The sequence below is a fragment of the Demequina activiva genome, assembly GCF_016862815.1.
Classification (GTDB): domain Bacteria; phylum Actinomycetota; class Actinomycetes; order Actinomycetales; family Demequinaceae; genus Demequina; species Demequina activiva.
The window spans coordinates 139,298-156,792 of record NZ_BONR01000005.1 but is presented as its reverse complement, the minus strand read 5'-3'; the positions used below and the strand labels follow the sequence as shown (position 1 = coordinate 156,792).

Genomic DNA, 17,495 nt, shown 5'->3' with positions numbered 1-17,495 from the left:
CGCCGCCTCCACCGGCGGGCGCCCGTCGCGCCAGTTCGCCTTCGACGGCACGCAGCAGGGCGTGCTGGGCGTGGACATCGGCGCCACTCACGCCCACATCGGGATCAGCGATCTGCACGGCAGCCTGGTGCGCGACATCGAGGTGTCGATCGCGGTCGCGGAGGGCCCCGAGAAGGTGCTGGGCTGGGTCATCGACGAGGGCCGGCGCCTGCTCGACGAGCACGGGACGCAGGACTTCCTGCGCGCCGTCGGCGTGGGGCTTCCCGGACCGGTCGAGCACACCACCGGCCGCCCCGTGGACCCGCCCATCATGCCTGGCTGGGACCGGTTCGACGTGCCGGGGATGCTGGGCGACGCCTTCGGTGTCCCCACGCTGGTCGACAACGACGTGAACGTCATGGCCGTGGGTGAGCGCAACGACCACTGGCCCGACGTGGACGACCTGCTGTTCCTCAAGGTGTCCACGGGCATCGGCGCAGGCATGATCGCCGGTGGTCGGGTGCACCGCGGCGCCCAGGGCATCGCTGGGGACATCGGGCATGTGTACGTCGCTGGCGCAGACGACGTCCTCTGCCGATGCGGTTCGACGGGCTGCCTCGAAGCCGTCGCCGCCGGTCCGGCGATCGCCGCCGAGCTGCGCACGAAGGGCCTCGACGTGACGAGCCCGCAGGACGTCGCCGCCGCCGTGAACCAGGGCAACATCGAGGCCGTGCGCGCGGTGCGCGAGGCCGGGCGCGTGATCGGCCAGGTCCTCACCACCTGTGTGAGCCTCATCAACCCCGCCGTCATCGTGCTGGGCGGTCCGGTCGCGAACGCGGGCGACCACCTGCTCGCCGGCGCGCGCGAGGTCATCTACACGCGCTCGACGCCGCTCGCGACCGGCAGCCTGCAGATCGTGCGCTCGCGCGGCAGCGACAAGGCTGCCGTGTCAGGCGCGTCGTCGATGGCGATCCAGCACGCGCTGTCGGTGGACAGCGTCGAGGCCTTGGTCCGCGCCACCACCCCCTGAGCGCTCACGCGCGGCGACGGCCGATGGGAGCGTCACGCGCGCATCGGCCGCTCGCCCCAGCGCCTCAGCCCCCAGCACGCGAACGGCCCCCCGCGCCGGAGCGCGGGGGGCCGTCGTCGTGCGTGGGGCGGGTCAGTCCTTGGAGCTGAAGGCCGCGTCGAACGCCGCATCCGGCGCATCGAACGCGTAGCGACGCACGAACTCGAGCGCCTCGGGAGCGCCCACGAGGCGGTCCATGCCGGCGTCCTCCCACTCGACGGAGAGAGGTCCGTCGTACTGGATCGCGTTGAGCATCCGGAACGAGTCCTCCCACGGCACGTCGCCATGCCCGGTGGAGATGAAGTCCCACCCGCGACGCGGGTCCGCCCACGCGAGGTGCGAGGACAGCCGGCCGTTGCGACCGTTCAGACGCTTCTTGGTGTCCTTGCAGTGCACGTGGTAGATCCGGTCCTGGAAGTCCCACAGGAAGCTCACCGGGTCCACGTCCTGCCACACCATGTGGCTGGGGTCCCAGTTGAGGCCGAACGAGGGGCGGTCGCTCATGATCTCCAGCACGCGCTTGGCGGTCCAGTAGTCGTAGGCGATCTCGCTCGGGTGGACCTCGAGCGCGAAGCGCACGCCCACCTCGTCGAACACGTCCATGATGGGGTTCCAACGGTCGGCGAAGTCCTGGTACCCGGCCTCGACCATGTCCGCGGGCACGGGCGGGAACATCGCGAGCGTCTTCCAGATCGAGGATCCGGTGAAGCCCACGACCGTCTTCACGCCCAGCTTCGAGGCCATGCGCGCCGTGTCCTTGATCGCGTTCGCGGCGCGCTGTCGCACGCCCTCGGGGTCGCCGTCGCCCCACACCGCGGGAGGAAGGATCTCCTCATGACGGCGGTCGATGGGATCGTCGCACACCGCCTGCCCGGTGAGGTGGTTGGAGATCGCCACGATCGCGAGACCGTGACGCTCCATGAGGTCGAGCCGTCCCTGGACGTACTCGTCGTCGTCCCAGCGACTCACGTCGAGGTGATCGCCCCAGCATGCGAGCTCGAGGCCGTCATAGCCCCACCCGGACGCCAGGCCTGCGACCTCCTCGAGCGGGAGGTCGGCCCACTGGCCGGTGAACAGAGAGATCTGTCGCGCCATTGCTGCAGTTCCTTTCGTATCTATGCCTGGGTGGAGACCCACGCGCTGCCGTCACCCGCGCTGCGCTCGACCGCGTCGAGCACCCGCTGGACCTGGTAGCCGTCGGCGAACGACGGCGTGGGCTGAACGCCCGCAGCAAGGGCCTCCACCAGGTCCTTCACCTGGTGGGAGAAGCCGTGCTCGTAGCCGAGCATGTGGCCCGGGGGCCACCACGCCTCGAGGTACGGGTGGTCCGCCTCGGTGACGTAGATGCGGCGGAAGCCCTGCTCGGTCGCAGGTGCCGTCGCGTCGTAGTACTGGATCGCGTTCATGTCCTCGAGGTCGAAGAGGATGCTTCCCTTGTCGCCAGCGACCTCGACGCGCAGCGCATTCTTGCGGCCCGTCGCGAAGCGAGTGGCCTCGAACGTGCCGAGCGCGCCGGAGTCGAAGCGGCCGTTGAAGGCGGCGTAGTCGTCCACGGTCACGGGGCCGCGGCCCTCGCCGGCGCTGCCGGACAGTCCCTGGCCCTCGCCCATCGTCGGCCGCTCCTTCACGAACGTCTCCATCACGCCGGAGACGGAGTCGATGGTCTGGCCGGTGATGAACTGAGCCATGTCGATCGCGTGCGCTCCGATGTCGCCCAACGCGCCGGATCCGGCCTTGGACTTGTCCATGCGCCATGTGAGCGGCGCCTCGGGGTCGGACAGCCAGTCCTGAAGATACTGAGCACGCACCTGGCGGATGGTTCCCAGGGCGCCGCGCGCGACGAGGTCGCGGGCGAAGGCCGCAGCAGGCACGCGGCGGTAGGTGAAGCCCACCATGGCGAGAACGCCGCGCTCGGCAGCCGCGGTGGCCGCGGCATCCATGCGCTTGGCCTCCTCCACGGTGTTCGCGAGCGGCTTCTCGCACAGCACATGCTTGCCTGCCTCGAGGGCGGCGATCGCCATGTCGCAGTGCAGGTTGCCAGGGGTGACGATGTCGACCACGTCGATGTCGTCGCGGGCGATCACGGCGTCGAAGTCCTGCGACGCCTCCGCCCACCCCCACCTCTGGGCGAGGGCGGCGTTCTTGTCGGGGTCACGGCCCACCATGACCGTCATCTCGGGGATGGCTGGCAGGTCGAAGAATCGGGGGGCTGTCCTCCAGCCCTGGGAGTGTGCGGCGCCCATGAATCCATTGCCGATCATGGCGACGCGCAGCGGCGCGGGCATCGTGCTCTCGCTTTCTGTCGTGGCGAAGAAGGGGGTCGAGATGGTGACGGTGCGGTGGCTGCGCCTCAGGGCACAGCCACCGCACCATCGGTCAGCTCAGCCGGTCAGGACTCGAAGCCGATGTCCATGAACTCGTCCACGTTCTCCGCGGTCACCACGGGCGCATCGAGGACGATGCGGTGCGGCACTCCGGGGGAGACGAGGTCGCCCATGCCCTGGTTCAGTCCGAGCAGTCGCGCGAGCGCGATGCCGTCCGCAGCCTGGGTCGACGGGTAGATGACCGTCGCCTCGAGCACCGACTCGCCCGACGCGATCTCGCGCATGGCGTTGGCGGAGCCAGCTCCACCGACCATGAAGAACTCGTCGCGGCCGGCCTCGTCGATCGCAGCCAGGACGCCGATGCCCTGGTCGTCGTCGTGGTTCCAGATGGCGTCGAACTCCGGGTTCGCGGAGAGCAGCTGCGCCGTGACCTCCTGGCCGCTGTCGATGGTGAACTCTGCCGCCACGCGAGCCGAGACGGACAGTCCGCACTCGGCCAGAGCGTCGCTGAAGCCCTGCGAGCGGTCCGTGGTGAGCTGGAGCGAGTCGATGCCGGCGATCTCGCCGATGATCGCATCGGGCTGGTCGCCCAGACGCTCGCACATGTACTCGCCGGCGCTCACGCCCATGCCGTAGTTGTCACCCAGGATGGTGACGCGAGCGGCGTCGGTGGACGAGAACTCGCGGTCCACGTTGACCACGGGCACGCCCGCGTTCATCGCGTTGATCGCGGCCTCGGTGAGCGCCGCGCCGTCGGTGGGCAGCAGCACGATCACGTCGACGCCCTCGTTGACGAAGGTCTCGACCTGGCTGATCTGCAGGTTGGCGTCGTTGGTGCCCTCGGCGATGCGCAGGTCGACGTCGTCGTAGGACTCCGCCTCCGCGATCGCGGCCGAGTTGATGGCGCCGAGCCAGCCGTGGTCGGCCGCCGGGCCGGAGAAGCCGATGACGACCGTGTCGCCGGTGCCGCCCTCGTCGCCGCCGGTCTCGGTGGTCTCCTCGGTGTCCTCGCTGCCGGTGTCGTCGCCGTCGGCGTCGTCCGTGCTGCAGCCAGCCAGCAGTGCCACGCCCGCGAGCGCCGCCCCGGTGGTGGCCATCATCCGCAGTCGCTTGGAGCGGAATGCGTACATGGTGTTCCTCCTCTATGGATCACTGTCGTCGTTGCCAGCGATAGGGGTCACGCCGTGCCGGGGATCGCGGTGCGAGTCGGCTCGATGTCCACACTGACAAGCCTCAACGTAACAGAATCCGGCAAGTGGTGGGCAACTTCTGCATGCGTACCGTCATAACGGTTTGGCAACGAAGAACTCTGCTCTCGCGCGCGCGATCATGGGTAGTGTCATGCGCGTGCGCGAGGGTCATCGGCGCTGTCAGAGTTCCTTCCGGGGCTCTGTGCGCTGTGTTATCTTCAAGCCGTGATCAAAGACGACCGCCAAAAGTCATTACTCGAGGTCCGAGGGCTCGTGAAGAGCTTCGGCCCGACTCGCGCGCTCAAGGGCGTCGACCTGGATGTGCGACCCGGCGAGGTCCACTGCGTGCTCGGCCAGAACGGCGCGGGCAAGTCCACCCTGATCAAGACGCTCTCCGGCGCGCATCAGCCCGACGAGGGCGAGATCATCTGGAACGGCGAGCCCGTGCGCATCGCGAGCCCCGTCGCGGCGCTCGAGCTGGGCATCGCCACCATGTACCAGGAGCTCGACGTGGTGGACGGACTGTCCATCGCAGAGAACATCTTCCTGGGACACGAGCTCGCCAAGGGTGGCGTGCTGAGCAGCCGGGAGGCCGCGAAGCGCACCCGTGAGCTGATGGAGCGCCTGGGCCACCCGAGCCTGTCGCCGTCGCGCGAGGTCGGGACCCTGTCCCCCGCCAACAAGCAGATCGTGTCCATGGCCCGCGCTCTCTCGCATGACATCCAGCTGATGATCATGGACGAGCCGAGCGCCGTGCTCGACTCCGAGGAGGTGAACAACCTCTTCCGCGTCGTGGGCGAGCTCACGGATCTCGGCATCGCGGTGATCTACATCTCGCACAGGCTCGAGGAGATCGAGCGCATCGGCGACCGCATCACGGTGCTGAAGGACGGCGCCTCGGTGGGCTCGAACCTCGCTGTCTCGGCGACGCCCACGAACGAGCTGATCCCGCTGATGACCGGCACCGACATCGAGCACGCCTTCCCCCAGCGCGCGCCCGTCGCCGACGACGCTCCGGTGGTGCTGGAGGTCGAGAACCTCTCCCTCGCGGGTGTGTTCGACGGCGTCAGCCTGAGCGTGCGCGCAGGCGAGATCGTGGGCCTGGCGGGCCTCGTGGGCTCGGGCCGCTCCGAGATCCTCGAGACCATCTACGGCCATCGCAAGGCCACGACCGGCACCGTCAAGGTCCACGGCAGGACGCTCAAGCCGGGGTCCGTGGCGTCCGCGGTTCGCGCGGACGTGGGCCTGTCACCCGAGGAGCGCAAGAGCCAGGGCCTCCTGCTGGAGGAGCCCATCTACCGCAACGCGACGCTGTCGACGTTCGCTCGGTTCGCCAAGAGCGGCCTGCTCGACGAGGGCGCCGAGCGCCGCGCCACCGAGGAGCAGATGAAGGCCCTCGACCTGCGGCCCGCCGAGCCGAACCGCATCACCCGCACGCTCTCGGGCGGCAACCAGCAGAAGATCATGCTGGCGCGCTGGCTGATCCACGGCACCGAGGTGCTCATCCTCGACGAGCCCACCCGCGGCGTCGACGTGGGCGCCCGCGTCGAGATCTACGGACTGATCCGCGACCTGGCAGCAGCGGGCACCGCCATCCTCGTGGTCTCCTCGGAGATCGAGGAGGTCCTGGGGCTCGCCGACCGCGCTCTCATCATCGCCGACGGGCACGTGCTCGCCGAGCGTTCCACAGCAGATATCGACGAGCACGGAGTGCTCGACCTGGTCATGAAGGGAAGTGCCGCGTGAGCGAGCAGACCACCACCCCCGACGCGAGCGGCGCACCCGACGCCCCGGAGAAGACCTCCGGGGCCTCCGCCGCGAATCCCGTGAAGCGCTTCTTCGCCAGCCCCGCTGGCCGCAGCGTGGGACTGGTCGTCGCACTCCTGCTGCTGATCGCGGTGGGCGCCATCACCGCTGGCGAGAACTTCATGAACGTCGACAACTTCTTCGTGATCGTGCGCTACGCCGCCGTCATCGGCGTGATGGCGATCGGCATGACCTTCGTCATCACTGCAGGAGGAATCGACCTGTCGGTGGGATCCGTCCTGGGGCTCTCCTCGGTCATCGCGACGCTGGGCGCGATCCAGACCGCATCGGCCGGCTTCTGGCCGTTGATGGTGTTCGTGGCGATCGCGGTGGGCGTGATAGCAGGTCTCACGAACGGCCTCATCATCGCGTACGGCAAGGTCGTCGCGTTCATCGCGACCCTGGCGATGCTCGTGGGCGCTCGAGGACTCGCGGAGGTCATCTCGGGACGGTCCACTCAGGTCGTCAACAACCAGGGCTTCCTCGACTTCTTCCGCGGCGACTTCCTGGGCGTCGACTGGATCGTGTGGATCTTCGTGGCCGTCGCGATCGCCGGGTGGTTCCTCTTCAACCGCACCACGTTCGGCCGGCGCACCGTCGCGATCGGTGGCAACCCCACTGCGGCGCGGCTCGCGGGCGTCAACGTCAAGCGTCACATGGTGTACCTGTACATCATCTCGGGAGCGTGCGCGGGAATCGCTGCACTCATCACGCTGTCACGCACCACTGCCGGAACGTCGACGCATGGCCAGCTGGTCGAGCTCGACGTGATCGCCGCCGTGGTCGTCGGCGGCACCTTGCTGGTGGGTGGCCGCGGCACGATCGGCGGCACCGTCCTGGGCGTGATGCTGTTCGCGGTGCTGGTGAACGTCTTCACCCAGAACAACCTCTCCAGCTCGTGGCAGCTGGTCGCCAAGGGCGTCATCATCGTGGTCGCGGTGATGCTGCAGCAGCGCCTCGCGAACCGCCAGGCTCCGTCCACCGCCTAACGGGCTGGTCGAACTGGTGACGGCCGCCGGTCCCCCACGGGGGACGGCGGCCGTCGTCGTTCCAGGAGCAGCGTCGCGCATCGGCCGCGCGCCCGCACGGCCGATGCGCGGGTGAGCTCAGTCGCGAGGCTCGCCCGTTCGGCCGGCGCGCTCGTGGGAGTGCTCCGTGACGGCCAGGTCAGGGCCGTCGTGTGCGGCGACCGCCGGGTCCAGGGCGACCGGCGCATCGGCCGGGACTCCCATGGGCGTCTCCGGCGGCACGTGCAGGCCCTCCGGCGCGTCCACCTCGTCGAGAGGTGCGGCGAACTGCGCCTCGTACAGGCGCGAGTACGCTCCCTTGGCCGCGAGCAGCTCCGCGTGGTTGCCCTGCTCGACGATCGACCCGCTCTCCATCACCAGGATGAGATCCGCATCGCGGATGGTCGACAGGCGGTGGGCGATGACGAACGCCGTGCGGTCCTTGCGCAGCTCCGCCATCGCGCGCTGCACTAGGAGCTCGGTACGGGTGTCGACGGAGCTGGTCGCCTCGTCGAGGATGAGCACCTGCGGCTGAGCCACGAACGCGCGGGCGATCGTGATGAGCTGGCGCTCGCCGGCGGACAGGTTGGTCGCATCGTCGTCCAGCACGGTGTCGTAGCCGTCGGGCAGCGAGTGGACGAACCGGTCCACGTATGCGGCCGTGGCGGCGTCGAGGATCTCCTCCTGCGTGGCGTCGGTGCGGCCGTAGGCGATGTTGTCGCGGATGGTGCCGCCAAAGAGCCACGTGTCCTGCAGCACCATGCCCGTGCGTGAGCGCAGGTCCGCGCGGGTCATGGTCGCGATGTCGGTGCCGTCGAGGGTGATGCGCCCGGAGTTCAGCTCGTAGAAGCGCATGATGAGGTTCACCAGCGTGGTCTTGCCTGCGCCCGTGGGCCCCACGATCGCGACGGTGCGGCCCGGCTCGACGGCGAGGTTCAGGTGATCGATCAGCGGCTTGTCCTCGACGTAGCGGAAGGACACGTCCTCGAACACCAGCCGGCCGTGGTCGTCGCTCGGACTCTGCGCCGGCTCGACGTCCGGCTCCTGGTCCTCGGCGTCGAGCAGCTCGAACACCCGCTCGGCTGAGGCCACGCCTGACTGCAGCAGGTTGGCCATGGAGCCCAGCTGGCTGATGGGCTGCTGGAACTGGCGCGAGTACTGGATGAACGCCTGGACGTCTCCCAGGGTCATCGTCCCGCTGGCGACCTTGAGACCGCCCACGACCGCGATGACCACGTACACGAGGTTCCCGATGAACTGCGCGGACGGCATGATGATGCCGGAGATGAACTGCGCGCCGAAGCTGGCCTCGTACAGCTCGTCGTTCTTGACGGCGAACTCCTTGGCGGTCTGCTGCTGGCGCCCGAACACCTTCACGAGGGCATGGCCGGTGTAGCCCTCCTCGATCTGCGAGTTGAGCTCGCCGGTGTGCTTCCACTGGGCCACGAACTTGGGCTGACTGCGCTTGGCGATCTGCGCCACGACCACGGCGGTCAGAGGGATGGACACGAGGGCGACCAGGGCCAGCTCCCACGAGATCGAGAACATCATGATGAGGATGCCGATCACCGTGAGCACGGAGATGAACACCTGGCTCAGCGTCTGCTGCAGCGTCTGGGAGATGTTGTCGATGTCGTTGGTGACCCGGCTCAGCATGTCGCCGCGCTGGTGCGTGTCGAAGTAGCTGAGCGGCAGGCGGTGGACCTTGTCCTCGACGCTCTCCCGGAGCCGGAAGATGGTCCGTTGCGTGACTCCGTTGAGGATCAGACCCTGCGCCAGTCCCAGGATGGCGGAGCCGATGTAGATCACGATCACCCACAGCAGGATGCTGTGCAGTTGAGGGAAGTCGATCGCACCGGCGAGGAAGCCCTCGAAGATCACCGTGGTGGCGTTGCCCAGGATCTTGGGGCCGGCGACAGACAGCGCGACGGAGCCAGCGCCCAGCACCACCACGAGCCACACGAGCATGCGCTCCGGCCCGAGCAGCCGCATCAGGCGCAGCCCGGACTCCTTGAAGTGGTGGGGCTTCTCCGTGGGCGCGCCGATGCCGGGGCCGCCGGGGCCGTGCTGGCGCTGCTGCGCGGGGCGCGGCACCTTGGTGTCGACGGCCTCGGTGGCCTCCTCGGTCTCGCTCATCCCGCCACCTCCTCTGCGCGCAGCTGGGTGCTGACGATCTCCTGATAGGTCTCGGAGCTCTCGAGGAGCTCCGCATGGGTGCCACGGGCGACGATCCGTCCGTCCTCCATCACGAGGATCTGATCCGCGTCGACGATGCTCGAGACGCGCTGCGCGACGACGATGATGGTCGCATCCTCGATCTCGCGACCGAGCGCAGCCCGCAGGCGCGCGTCCGTCGCCGTGTCGAGGGCGCTGAAGGAGTCGTCGAAGATCAGCACGTCCGGCTGACGCACCAGCGCACGGGCGATCGACAGCCGCTGGCGCTGGCCGCCGGACACGGTGGTGCCGCCCTGAGCGACCGGGGTGTCGAGCTGCTGGGGCATTGCTCGCACGAAGTCCTCGCCCTGAGCGATGCGCAGGGCGTCCCAGAGCTCGTCATCCGTGGCGTCCTCGCGTCCGTAGCGCAGGTTGCTGGCCACCGTTCCCGCGAACAGGTACGGCCGCTGCGGCACCACGCCGATGCGTGACCACAGCGACTCCGGGTCCGCCTCGCGTACGTTCACGCCGCCCACCCGCACGTCGCCGGCGGTGGCGTCGTACAGGCGTGGGATGAGGTTGACCAGCGTGGACTTCCCTGCGCCCGTGGAACCGATGATCGCGGTGGTGGTGCCGCGGCTCGCCGTGAAGCTGATGTCCGCGAGCACGGGCTGCTCGGCGCCGGGATATGTGAACGTGACGTTCTCGAACACCACCTCGCCCGTGCCGGGGACTGTCGCCGCTGATGCCTCCCGTCGCACGCTGGACTCCGTCTCCAGGACCTCCGTGATGCGGTCGGCGGACACGGCGGCGCGGGGCACGAGCACGAAGAGGAAGGTCGCCATCATCACCGAGAACAGGATCTGGATGAGGTAGGACAGGAACGCGGTGAGCGCGCCCACCTGCATCTCGCCCGCATCGATCCGATACGAGCCGAACCAGATCACCGCCGCGGAGCTCAGGTTCACGATCAGCAGCACCAGCGGGAACATCGCGGACATGAGCCGGCCCGCCTTGAGGGCGGACTCCGTGACCAGCGCGTTGGCATCCCCGAAGCGCTGGTCCTCCACGCCCTCACGGACGAAGGCGCGCACCACGCGGATGCCGGTGAGCTGCTCGCGCAGCACGCGGTTGATGCCGTCGATCCGCACCTGCATGCGGCGGAAGTGCGGCACCATGCGCCACACGATGAGCGACACGATGATGAGCAGGACGGGGATCGCGACCGCCATGATGAGCGACAGCTCGACGTCCTGCTGGAGAGCGAGCACCACTCCGCCGATGAGCGTGAAGGGGGTGGTCATGAGCAGCGTGCACGTCATCAGCACGAGCATCTGCACCTGCTGGACGTCGTTGGTGCTGCGGGTGATGAGCGACGGCGCCCCGAAGCGCTGCACCTCAGCCTCGGAGAACGTCGCGACGCGGCCAAAGATGTCACCGCGCAGGTCACGGCCCACCCGCATGGCGATCTTGGCGCCAAAGTAGACGGCGGTGATGGTGCACGCGATCCCGACGAAGGACAGCACCAGCATCCATCCGCCCATGCGCCAGATGTAGCCGGTGTCGCCGGTGGCGACGCCGTTGTCGATGATGTCCGCGTTGAGCGTGGGCAGGTAGAGGTTCACGATCGCCTGCGCGCACTGGAACACGATGACTCCGACCAGCAGCCGCCAGTAGGGCGTGATGGACGTCACGAGCAGTCTCCACAGCATGGGGCTCACTCCAGCTCTGCGGCGATGCCGCGCAGGATCACGTCTGCGAGCGCGACCGGATCGGTGTCCGTCTCCGCACGCAGGAAGGGCATGGACACGCCGAAGACGACCACGCGCAGGTAGTCGACGGCGGTGGCGACCGGGATGCGCAGCTGGTCGCGGTGCGGCTCCAGGAGATCGGCGACCACGCCAGAGGCCTCGCTCAACGGTGGGCGTCGATGCGACATGCTGTCGCGGTGCCGCGCGTGATCGCGCGGGCCCAGGGCTCCCATGAACGTCACCACTCCGAGGACGCGCTGGTGCAGCAGCGTGACGACCTGCTGGACCTTGGACTCGAGCGTCGCGCCCGGGTCGATCTCGGCGAGCGCCGCGAGGACCTCGGACGGGTCCATGATGGCCTCGACGGCGGCGTCGATGAGCGCGTCCTTGTCCGCGAAGGCGCGAAAGACCGTGCCTTCCGCGATGCCGGCTGCCTGCGCGATCTGCCGGGTGGTGACCTCGGCGCCATGCTCGCGGATCAGTGGGATCGATGCGGACACGATCATCGCGCGCCGCTCCTCGGGCGCCATGGGGCGAGCGCGGCCTGGTCGGGCGGAAACTGAGGGACTCACGCGCCCACGATAAATGAGTGAGCACTCACTCAGCAAGTCGAGCGAGGGCTCAGGAGGCCGGCGCCGCGTCGTCCCGAGCAGCCGTCACGAGGCCCAGGAGGATCGCGATCCCTGCACCCGCGAGCGTGTAGCCCACCCTCTGCACCGCCACACCCGCGGCGGCCTCACCCCCGAGCACCGCGGTGGCGCAGACGATCGAGATGGCGACGTAGGCGACGAACTCCGTCCGCCGAGCCACGAGGGCCGACGCGAGCCCCCACAGGAGAGCCACCAGCGCGATCGCGAGGGCCGCCCACGGCGGCAGCACCGTCGCCAGCACGGTGCCGACTGCTGCGCCCATCACGGTGCCCGCGACCCGCACACGCCCGGCGCGAATGGTGGCGTCACGCATGGGCACGAGGACAGTGGCGATCGCCACCACCACCCACACCCCATGCACCAGTCCGAGTCCGATCACCGCGGCCGTAGCCGTGGCGGTCGCCGCACCCATCACCACGAGATGCCACACCATGGCGTGCCAAGGAATCCTCTGGCTCTGCAGCGGGCCGAGCCCGAGGAGCCGCAGGATCAGCGCGAACAGCCCAGCCGCCGCAGCGGTCCCTGCACACGCGAAGGCCGGGCTCAGCTCCTGGGTGCCTGTAGCCGCCACTGCCACCAGCACGGGCACGACGGCCGTCACCGCACCATGCCTCATCGCCGAGGGAGCCGTCACGGCCACCGAGAGTGCGACCCACGCAGCGGAGGCGATCGGACCGCTCACCACGAGCGCACCGGCGACACAGCAGGCAACCGCCACCGCGAAGAGGGCCAGCTCCCACCACGGCGCTGCGGTGAGGGCGAGCCCCAGGATGGCGACGGCGCCGAGGAGCGCCCCCACCGCGAGGTCGACCCCGCCCAGAAGTCCCGCGCTCGCGACAAGAGCGGCGAGCAGGGCAGCGGCCTTGCTGGCGGCCCGCACAGCGCCCGCCGGGGGGACCCACCGGAGAGCGCGCCGCGCGGCGAGAGTCACGCCTGGCGCAGCCTGCGAGCGAACGTGACGGACCCGCCATCCTGGGCGATGGGCTCGAACCCCACCCGGGGGTAGAACGCCTGGGCTCCCTCGTTGTCCTTGCCCGCCACGAGGTGCACGCCTGGAGCTCCGCGCTCCGCGAGCAGCGCGCAGGCCGCCTCGATCAGGCTCCGGCCCGCTCCCCTGCCCTGCGCCTGCGGCAGCAGGTCGATGTGCAGGTGCGCGGGGAAGGCGTCGACCGCGTCGATCAGCATGCGGTCCGGGTCCTTCGCGGACGGCAGCAGCCACCGGTCTCCCTGGGTCTGCTGCTCGCGAGGGGGACGCGACGGCCACCACGACTCGACGAACCAGTCCTGGAAGGCCCGCGTCGACGCGGTGCCCAGGACGTAGCCGACGGCACCGTCGCCCTCATCCCACACGAGGGCGAACCCGCCGGGGCCATGAAGGTATGGCGTCGCGTACACGTCCGCGATCGCCTCGTCGTCACAGAAGAGGCCCGTCGCATCGGAGCCGCTGGCGCCCGTGAGGAGGCAGATGCGAGCGATCGCGTCGTGGTCGGCCTCGACGGCCGGTCGCACGCTCAGCGCGCCGCCCAGTCCATGCCGCGCTCGATCAGACCGCTGACCTCTGGCCGCTCGAGCACATCCAGCGTGTGGCCCAGCGTGGTCGCGAAGATGCGCCCCTGGCCCCACTGCCGCGTCCACGCCACCGGCATGGTGAGCGGCTCGTCCCACTCGTCGCCCTCCTGCGGCGTGAGCTCGCAGTCCAGCAGCGTGCGGATGTGCGAATCCGTGAGCACCCAGTACTGCTCCGTGGTGATGTCGAAGTCGGCCATCGACTCCGTGATGGGGTGGGAGCGGCCTCGCTCGGTCACGCGCACGGTGTAGTCGCGATAGGGCTCGAGGTCCGTGCGGCCCCGTTCCGACCCTCGATGAGGATGGGCCGCGAACTGCGCGCCCACGAGCTGAAGGTAGTCCGTGGCGTTGCGGTACGAGTCGATCAGACCGCCATGCCAGCCCACCAGCCCTGCGCCGTTCGCGACGGCGCCGCGCAGTCCGTCCACCTCGTCGACGGTGGCGCTGCCCATGGTCACGGCCTGGACGATGAGGTCGTAGCGAGCCATGGTGCGGGCGTCCGCGTAGAGCTCGGGCGTGTCCTCGACGTCGAGGCTGAAGCCCATGCGCTCAAGGACAGGGATGAACGCGTCAGTCGATCTCACCGGGTCGTGCCCGGGCCATCCGCCTCTGACGATCAAGCACAGCCTGCTCATCCGTGTCCCTCCGCGTCGCTGCGATTGTGTCCCATGATAGGGCCCGGTCCGGGCCCCGCCAACGTCGCGCTGTCAGGGGCGCGTCGCCGTCGCTCCTGGCACGCGCTCCACGGTGTGGACGCAGCGCCACGACTCGTCGCCCACGCCCTCAGCCCAGGGGGCTGGTCCGGTCGCCAGGCCCTTCGAGGCCAGATCGGTGCCCAGCACGAGGACGGAGGGACCCGCCCCCGAGACCACCGCGGCAAGGCCCTGCTCGCGCAGGTGCGCGATCATCGCGGGAGCCGCGGCCATCACCTCCGCGCGGTAGTGCTGGTGAAGCCGCTCCTCCGTCGCCGCAAGGAGGTCCTCCGGACGGCCCGCCAGCGCGTTCACGAGCAGAGCGGCGCGGCCCACGTTGAACGCCGCGTCCTTGTGAGGCACGAGCTCCGGAAGGACCGAGCGCGCGTGGGTCGTGGACAGCACGGATCGAGGGACCAGCACCGCGGTCTCGATCTCGTCCGCCACCGTCAGGGGCACGGCGTGGGCACCATCGGCGTCCATCCACGCGACGGTGGCGCCGCCATAGATCGCCGGCGCGGCGTTGTCGGGGTGTCCCTCGAAGCGGGTCGCGATCTCAAGCGCGACCTCGGCTGACAGGGCCTCGGGCTCGGCGATCAGCCCTCGCGCAGCGGAGATGCCGGCCACCACCGCCGCCGCCGAGGAGCCCAGGCCGCGGCCATGGGGAATCCGGTTGACCGCGTGGATCTGCAGTCCCACCTGGGAGGCGCCCACGTGGTCCAGCGCCTCGCGCAGCGCGCGCACCACGAGGTGGGTCTCGTCGCGCGGCAGGGAGTCCGCTCCTTCTCCCTCGATGCTGATCTCGACGTCGGCGGAGGCGACCGCTCGCACCTCGATCTCGTCCGCGACGCCCAGCGCCATGCCGAGTGCATCGAAGCCGGGCCCCAGGTTGCCCGCGGTGGCGGGCACCGTCACCCGGACCACGTCGGCGGCGAGGCGCATGGCTACAGCCCCAGCGCCTGCGCGGCGGCGGTGACGTCGACGGGGATGACGGTGGGCTCGACCTCGTGCCCGGCCAGCGCGGTGGCAGTGTCCTTGAGCCCGTTGCCCGTGACCGTGCAGGTGATCGTGGCACCGCGGGGCACCTCGCCCAGCGCCGCAGCGGCGAGCAGCCCGGCGATGGGCGCGGCCGAGGCGGGCTCGACGAACACGCCCACGTCCGCCGCGAGGCGGGCCTGCGCGGCGAGGATCTCGGTGTCGGACACCGCGCGGATCCAGCCGCCGGACTCGTCGCGCGCCGCGATGGCGAGATCCCACGAGGCCGGCTTGCCGATGCGGATCGCGGTCGCGACGGTCTCGGGGTCCTTGATGGGATGGCCCGCGACGAACGGTGCGGCGCCAGCGGCTTGCACGCCCCAGATGCGCGGCGTCACGGCGGCATCGCCGTGCTCGACGGCCTCGCGGAAACCCATCCAGTAGGCGGAGATGTTGCCGGCGTTGCCCACGGGCAGCATGTGGATGTCGGGTGCGTGCCCCAGCTGGTCCACGATCTCGAAGGCGGCGGTCTTCTGACCCTGGAGCCGGTACGGATTGACGGAGTTCACGAGCGCCACCGGATAGTCCTCCGACAATGACCGCACGATGTCGAGGCACTCGTCGAAGTTGCCGTCCACCTGCACCAGCTTGGCTCCGTGGACGATGGCCTGCGCCATCTTGCCGGCGGCGATCTTGCCCTGCGGGATCATCACGACGCACTGCAGCCCGGCATGCGCGGCATAGGCCGCGGCGGAGGCAGACGTGTTGCCCGTGGACGCGCACACCACGGTGTGGTCGCCGTCCTTGACCACCTGGGTGATCGCCGAGGTCATGCCGCGGTCCTTGAAGGAGCCGCTGGGGTTCATGCCCTCGACCTTGACGAACACGTCCGCGCCCACCTCGGAGGAGATGCCCGGTGCGTGGACCAGCGGCGTCCCGCCCTCGCCGAGCGAGACGATGCGGTCGGCCTCGTCGAACGGCAGACGGTCCAGGTACTCGCGGATGATCCCGCGCCACACGTGCGCCACTACAGCTCTCCCTCGATTCGCAGCACCGACCACACATCCTTGACGTGCTCGGAGAGCCGCAGGTCCTCCACCGTCGCTCGCAGCGCGGACTCGCGCGCGCGGTGCGTCGACAGGATCAGTCCGGCGTGTCCCTTGCCAGCCATCTGCCGCACGGACTCGATGCCCACCTCGTGCGAGGCGAAGATGGTCGCGACCGCCGCGAGCACGCCCGGGCGGTCCGGCACGCTCATGCGCACCGCGTAGCGGGTGCGCGCGGCGTCCATGGGCAGCACCTCGTGCAGCGCGTAGTTGGACTCGAGGGGGCCCTTGCCCCCACCCACCTTGTGGCGCGCGACGGAGACGACGTCGCCCAGGACGGCCGATGCCGTGGGAGCCCCGCCGGCGCCCTGGCCGTAGAACATGAGCTCGCCGGCGGCCTCCGCCTCGACGAAGACGGCGTTGAAGGCTCCTCGCACGTTCGCCAGCGGGTGCTCGACGGGAACCAGCGTGGGATGCACGCGCACGGAGACGCCGTCCTCGACCTGCTCGGCGACGGCCAACAGCTTGATCACTCGGTCGGTCTCGCGGGCCGCCTGGATGTCGTCCTGCGTGATGGCCTCGATGCCCTCGCAGTAGACGTCGTCGAGCGCCACGCGCTGGTGGAACGCGAGCGACGCGAGGATCGCGGCCTTCGCTGCGGCGTCGTGGCCGCCCACGTCAGCAGTGGGATCGGCCTCGGCGTAGCCCAGGCGCTGGGCCTCGGCCACCACGGCGTCGTAGTCGAGACCCTTGGACGTCATCTCGTCGAGCACGTAGTTGGTGGTGCCGTTGACGATGCCGAGAATCCGCGTGACGCGGTCGCCCGCGAGCGACTCGCGCACCGGCCGCACCAACGGGATGGCGCCGGCGACGGCGGCCTCGTAGTAGAGGTCGGCACCGGCGGCGTCGGCCGCCTCGTACAGCTCGGCTCCGTGCGTCGCGAGCAGCGCCTTGTTCGCCGTGACCACCGCGGCACCGCGCGCCAGCGCGCGCAGGATCAGCGACTTCGCAGGCTCCTGCCCGCCCATCAGCTCGACCACCACATCCGCCGCGTCGACGAGGGCCTCGGCGTCGGAGGTCAGCGCCGACGCCGGCACCACGGCGTCGCGCGGCGTCGAGGTGTCTCGCACGTACACGCCTGCGAGCTCGACAGGAGCGCCGATGCGCGCCGCGAGGTCCTGCGACTGGTCGAGCAGCAGGCGGATCACCTGGGTGCCCACGGTGCCGCAGCCGAGCACGGCGATCTTCACGGGTTCGGTGGGGGCAGACACGGCCACAACTCTATC

15 protein-coding genes are annotated in these 17,495 nt (G+C 69.8%); 3 read left to right on the top strand and 12 right to left on the bottom strand.

Going from position 1 to position 17,495, the window contains the following annotated elements; translation table 11 throughout:
• Positions 1-1,009: ROK family protein (locus Dac01nite_RS11135; protein ID WP_203656966.1), on the top strand; the 1,009-nt coding region annotated here is incomplete at its 5' end.
• Between the two features lie 132 nt (positions 1,010-1,141).
• Here the strand turns inward: Dac01nite_RS11135 and Dac01nite_RS11130 are convergent.
• The 3 genes from Dac01nite_RS11130 to Dac01nite_RS11120 form a co-directional block, all read right to left on the bottom strand.
• The gene (locus tag Dac01nite_RS11130; protein WP_203656965.1) at positions 1,142-2,143 is read right to left on the bottom strand and encodes a sugar phosphate isomerase/epimerase family protein; all 1,002 of its coding nucleotides are present in this window, start codon (positions 2,141-2,143) and stop codon (positions 1,142-1,144) included.
• A 20-nt stretch (positions 2,144-2,163) separates the two neighbouring features.
• The gene (locus Dac01nite_RS11125; protein ID WP_239066629.1) at positions 2,164-3,333 is read right to left on the bottom strand and encodes a Gfo/Idh/MocA family protein; all 1,170 of its coding nucleotides are present in this window, start codon (positions 3,331-3,333) and stop codon (positions 2,164-2,166) included.
• Positions 3,334-3,437: 104 nt separating this feature from the next.
• On the bottom strand, positions 3,438-4,502 hold the full coding sequence (locus tag Dac01nite_RS11120; RefSeq protein ID WP_203656964.1) for a substrate-binding domain-containing protein: 1,065 nt from the start codon (positions 4,500-4,502) through the stop codon (positions 3,438-3,440).
• A 285-nt stretch (positions 4,503-4,787) separates the two neighbouring features.
• Here Dac01nite_RS11120 and Dac01nite_RS11115 point away from each other — a divergent pair, with 285 nt between their 5' ends.
• Both Dac01nite_RS11115 and Dac01nite_RS11110 read left to right on the top strand, forming a co-directional pair.
• Positions 4,788-6,308: a sugar ABC transporter ATP-binding protein gene (locus Dac01nite_RS11115; protein WP_203656962.1), complete on the top strand. Its 1,521-nt coding sequence runs from the start codon at positions 4,788-4,790 to the stop codon at positions 6,306-6,308.
• The gene (locus Dac01nite_RS11110; protein WP_203656961.1) at positions 6,305-7,357 is read left to right on the top strand and encodes an ABC transporter permease; all 1,053 of its coding nucleotides are present in this window, start codon (positions 6,305-6,307) and stop codon (positions 7,355-7,357) included. The genes Dac01nite_RS11115 and Dac01nite_RS11110 overlap by 4 nt, the downstream gene beginning before the upstream one ends.
• 117 nt (positions 7,358-7,474) lie before the next feature.
• Here Dac01nite_RS11110 and Dac01nite_RS11105 read toward each other — a convergent pair whose 3' ends face one another.
• From Dac01nite_RS11105 to Dac01nite_RS11065, 9 genes are all read right to left on the bottom strand, one after another.
• Positions 7,475-9,511, bottom strand: a complete 2,037-nt coding sequence (locus Dac01nite_RS11105) for an ABC transporter ATP-binding protein (protein WP_203656960.1) — start codon at positions 9,509-9,511, stop codon at positions 7,475-7,477.
• Entirely contained in the window at positions 9,508-11,241 is a 1,734-nt protein-coding gene (locus tag Dac01nite_RS11100; RefSeq protein ID WP_203656959.1) for an ABC transporter ATP-binding protein, read from the bottom strand. The genes Dac01nite_RS11105 and Dac01nite_RS11100 overlap by 4 nt, the downstream gene beginning before the upstream one ends.
• Before the next feature lie 5 nt (positions 11,242-11,246).
• Positions 11,247-11,852 carry a TetR/AcrR family transcriptional regulator gene (locus tag Dac01nite_RS11095; RefSeq protein WP_203656958.1) on the bottom strand — a complete coding sequence of 202 codons (606 nt, stop codon included), beginning with the start codon at positions 11,850-11,852 and terminating at the stop codon, positions 11,247-11,249.
• 49 nt (positions 11,853-11,901) lie between these two features.
• Positions 11,902-12,861, bottom strand: coding sequence for an FUSC family protein (locus tag Dac01nite_RS11090; protein ID WP_203656956.1), 960 nt, complete (start codon positions 12,859-12,861; stop codon positions 11,902-11,904).
• Positions 12,858-13,439 carry a GNAT family N-acetyltransferase gene (locus tag Dac01nite_RS11085; RefSeq protein WP_239066628.1) on the bottom strand — a complete coding sequence of 194 codons (582 nt, stop codon included), beginning with the start codon at positions 13,437-13,439 and terminating at the stop codon, positions 12,858-12,860. Before Dac01nite_RS11085 ends, Dac01nite_RS11090 begins: the two co-directional genes overlap by 4 nt.
• A gap of 2 nt (positions 13,440-13,441) precedes the next feature.
• Positions 13,442-14,131 (bottom strand): ThuA domain-containing protein, encoded by a 690-nt coding sequence (locus tag Dac01nite_RS11080; RefSeq protein ID WP_203656954.1) that lies wholly within the window; start codon positions 14,129-14,131, stop codon positions 13,442-13,444.
• Between the two features lie 72 nt (positions 14,132-14,203).
• Positions 14,204-15,130 (bottom strand): homoserine kinase, encoded by a 927-nt coding sequence (gene thrB / locus Dac01nite_RS11075; RefSeq protein WP_203656952.1) that lies wholly within the window; start codon positions 15,128-15,130, stop codon positions 14,204-14,206.
• Positions 15,131-15,132: 2 nt separating this feature from the next.
• Positions 15,133-16,191 (bottom strand): threonine synthase, encoded by a 1,059-nt coding sequence (gene thrC / locus Dac01nite_RS11070; RefSeq protein WP_203656950.1) that lies wholly within the window; start codon positions 16,189-16,191, stop codon positions 15,133-15,135.
• On the bottom strand, positions 16,191-17,486 hold the full coding sequence (locus Dac01nite_RS11065) for a homoserine dehydrogenase (RefSeq protein WP_239066626.1): 1,296 nt from the start codon (positions 17,484-17,486) through the stop codon (positions 16,191-16,193). Before Dac01nite_RS11065 ends, thrC begins: the two co-directional genes overlap by 1 nt.
• Positions 17,487-17,495: the final 9 nt, after the last annotated feature.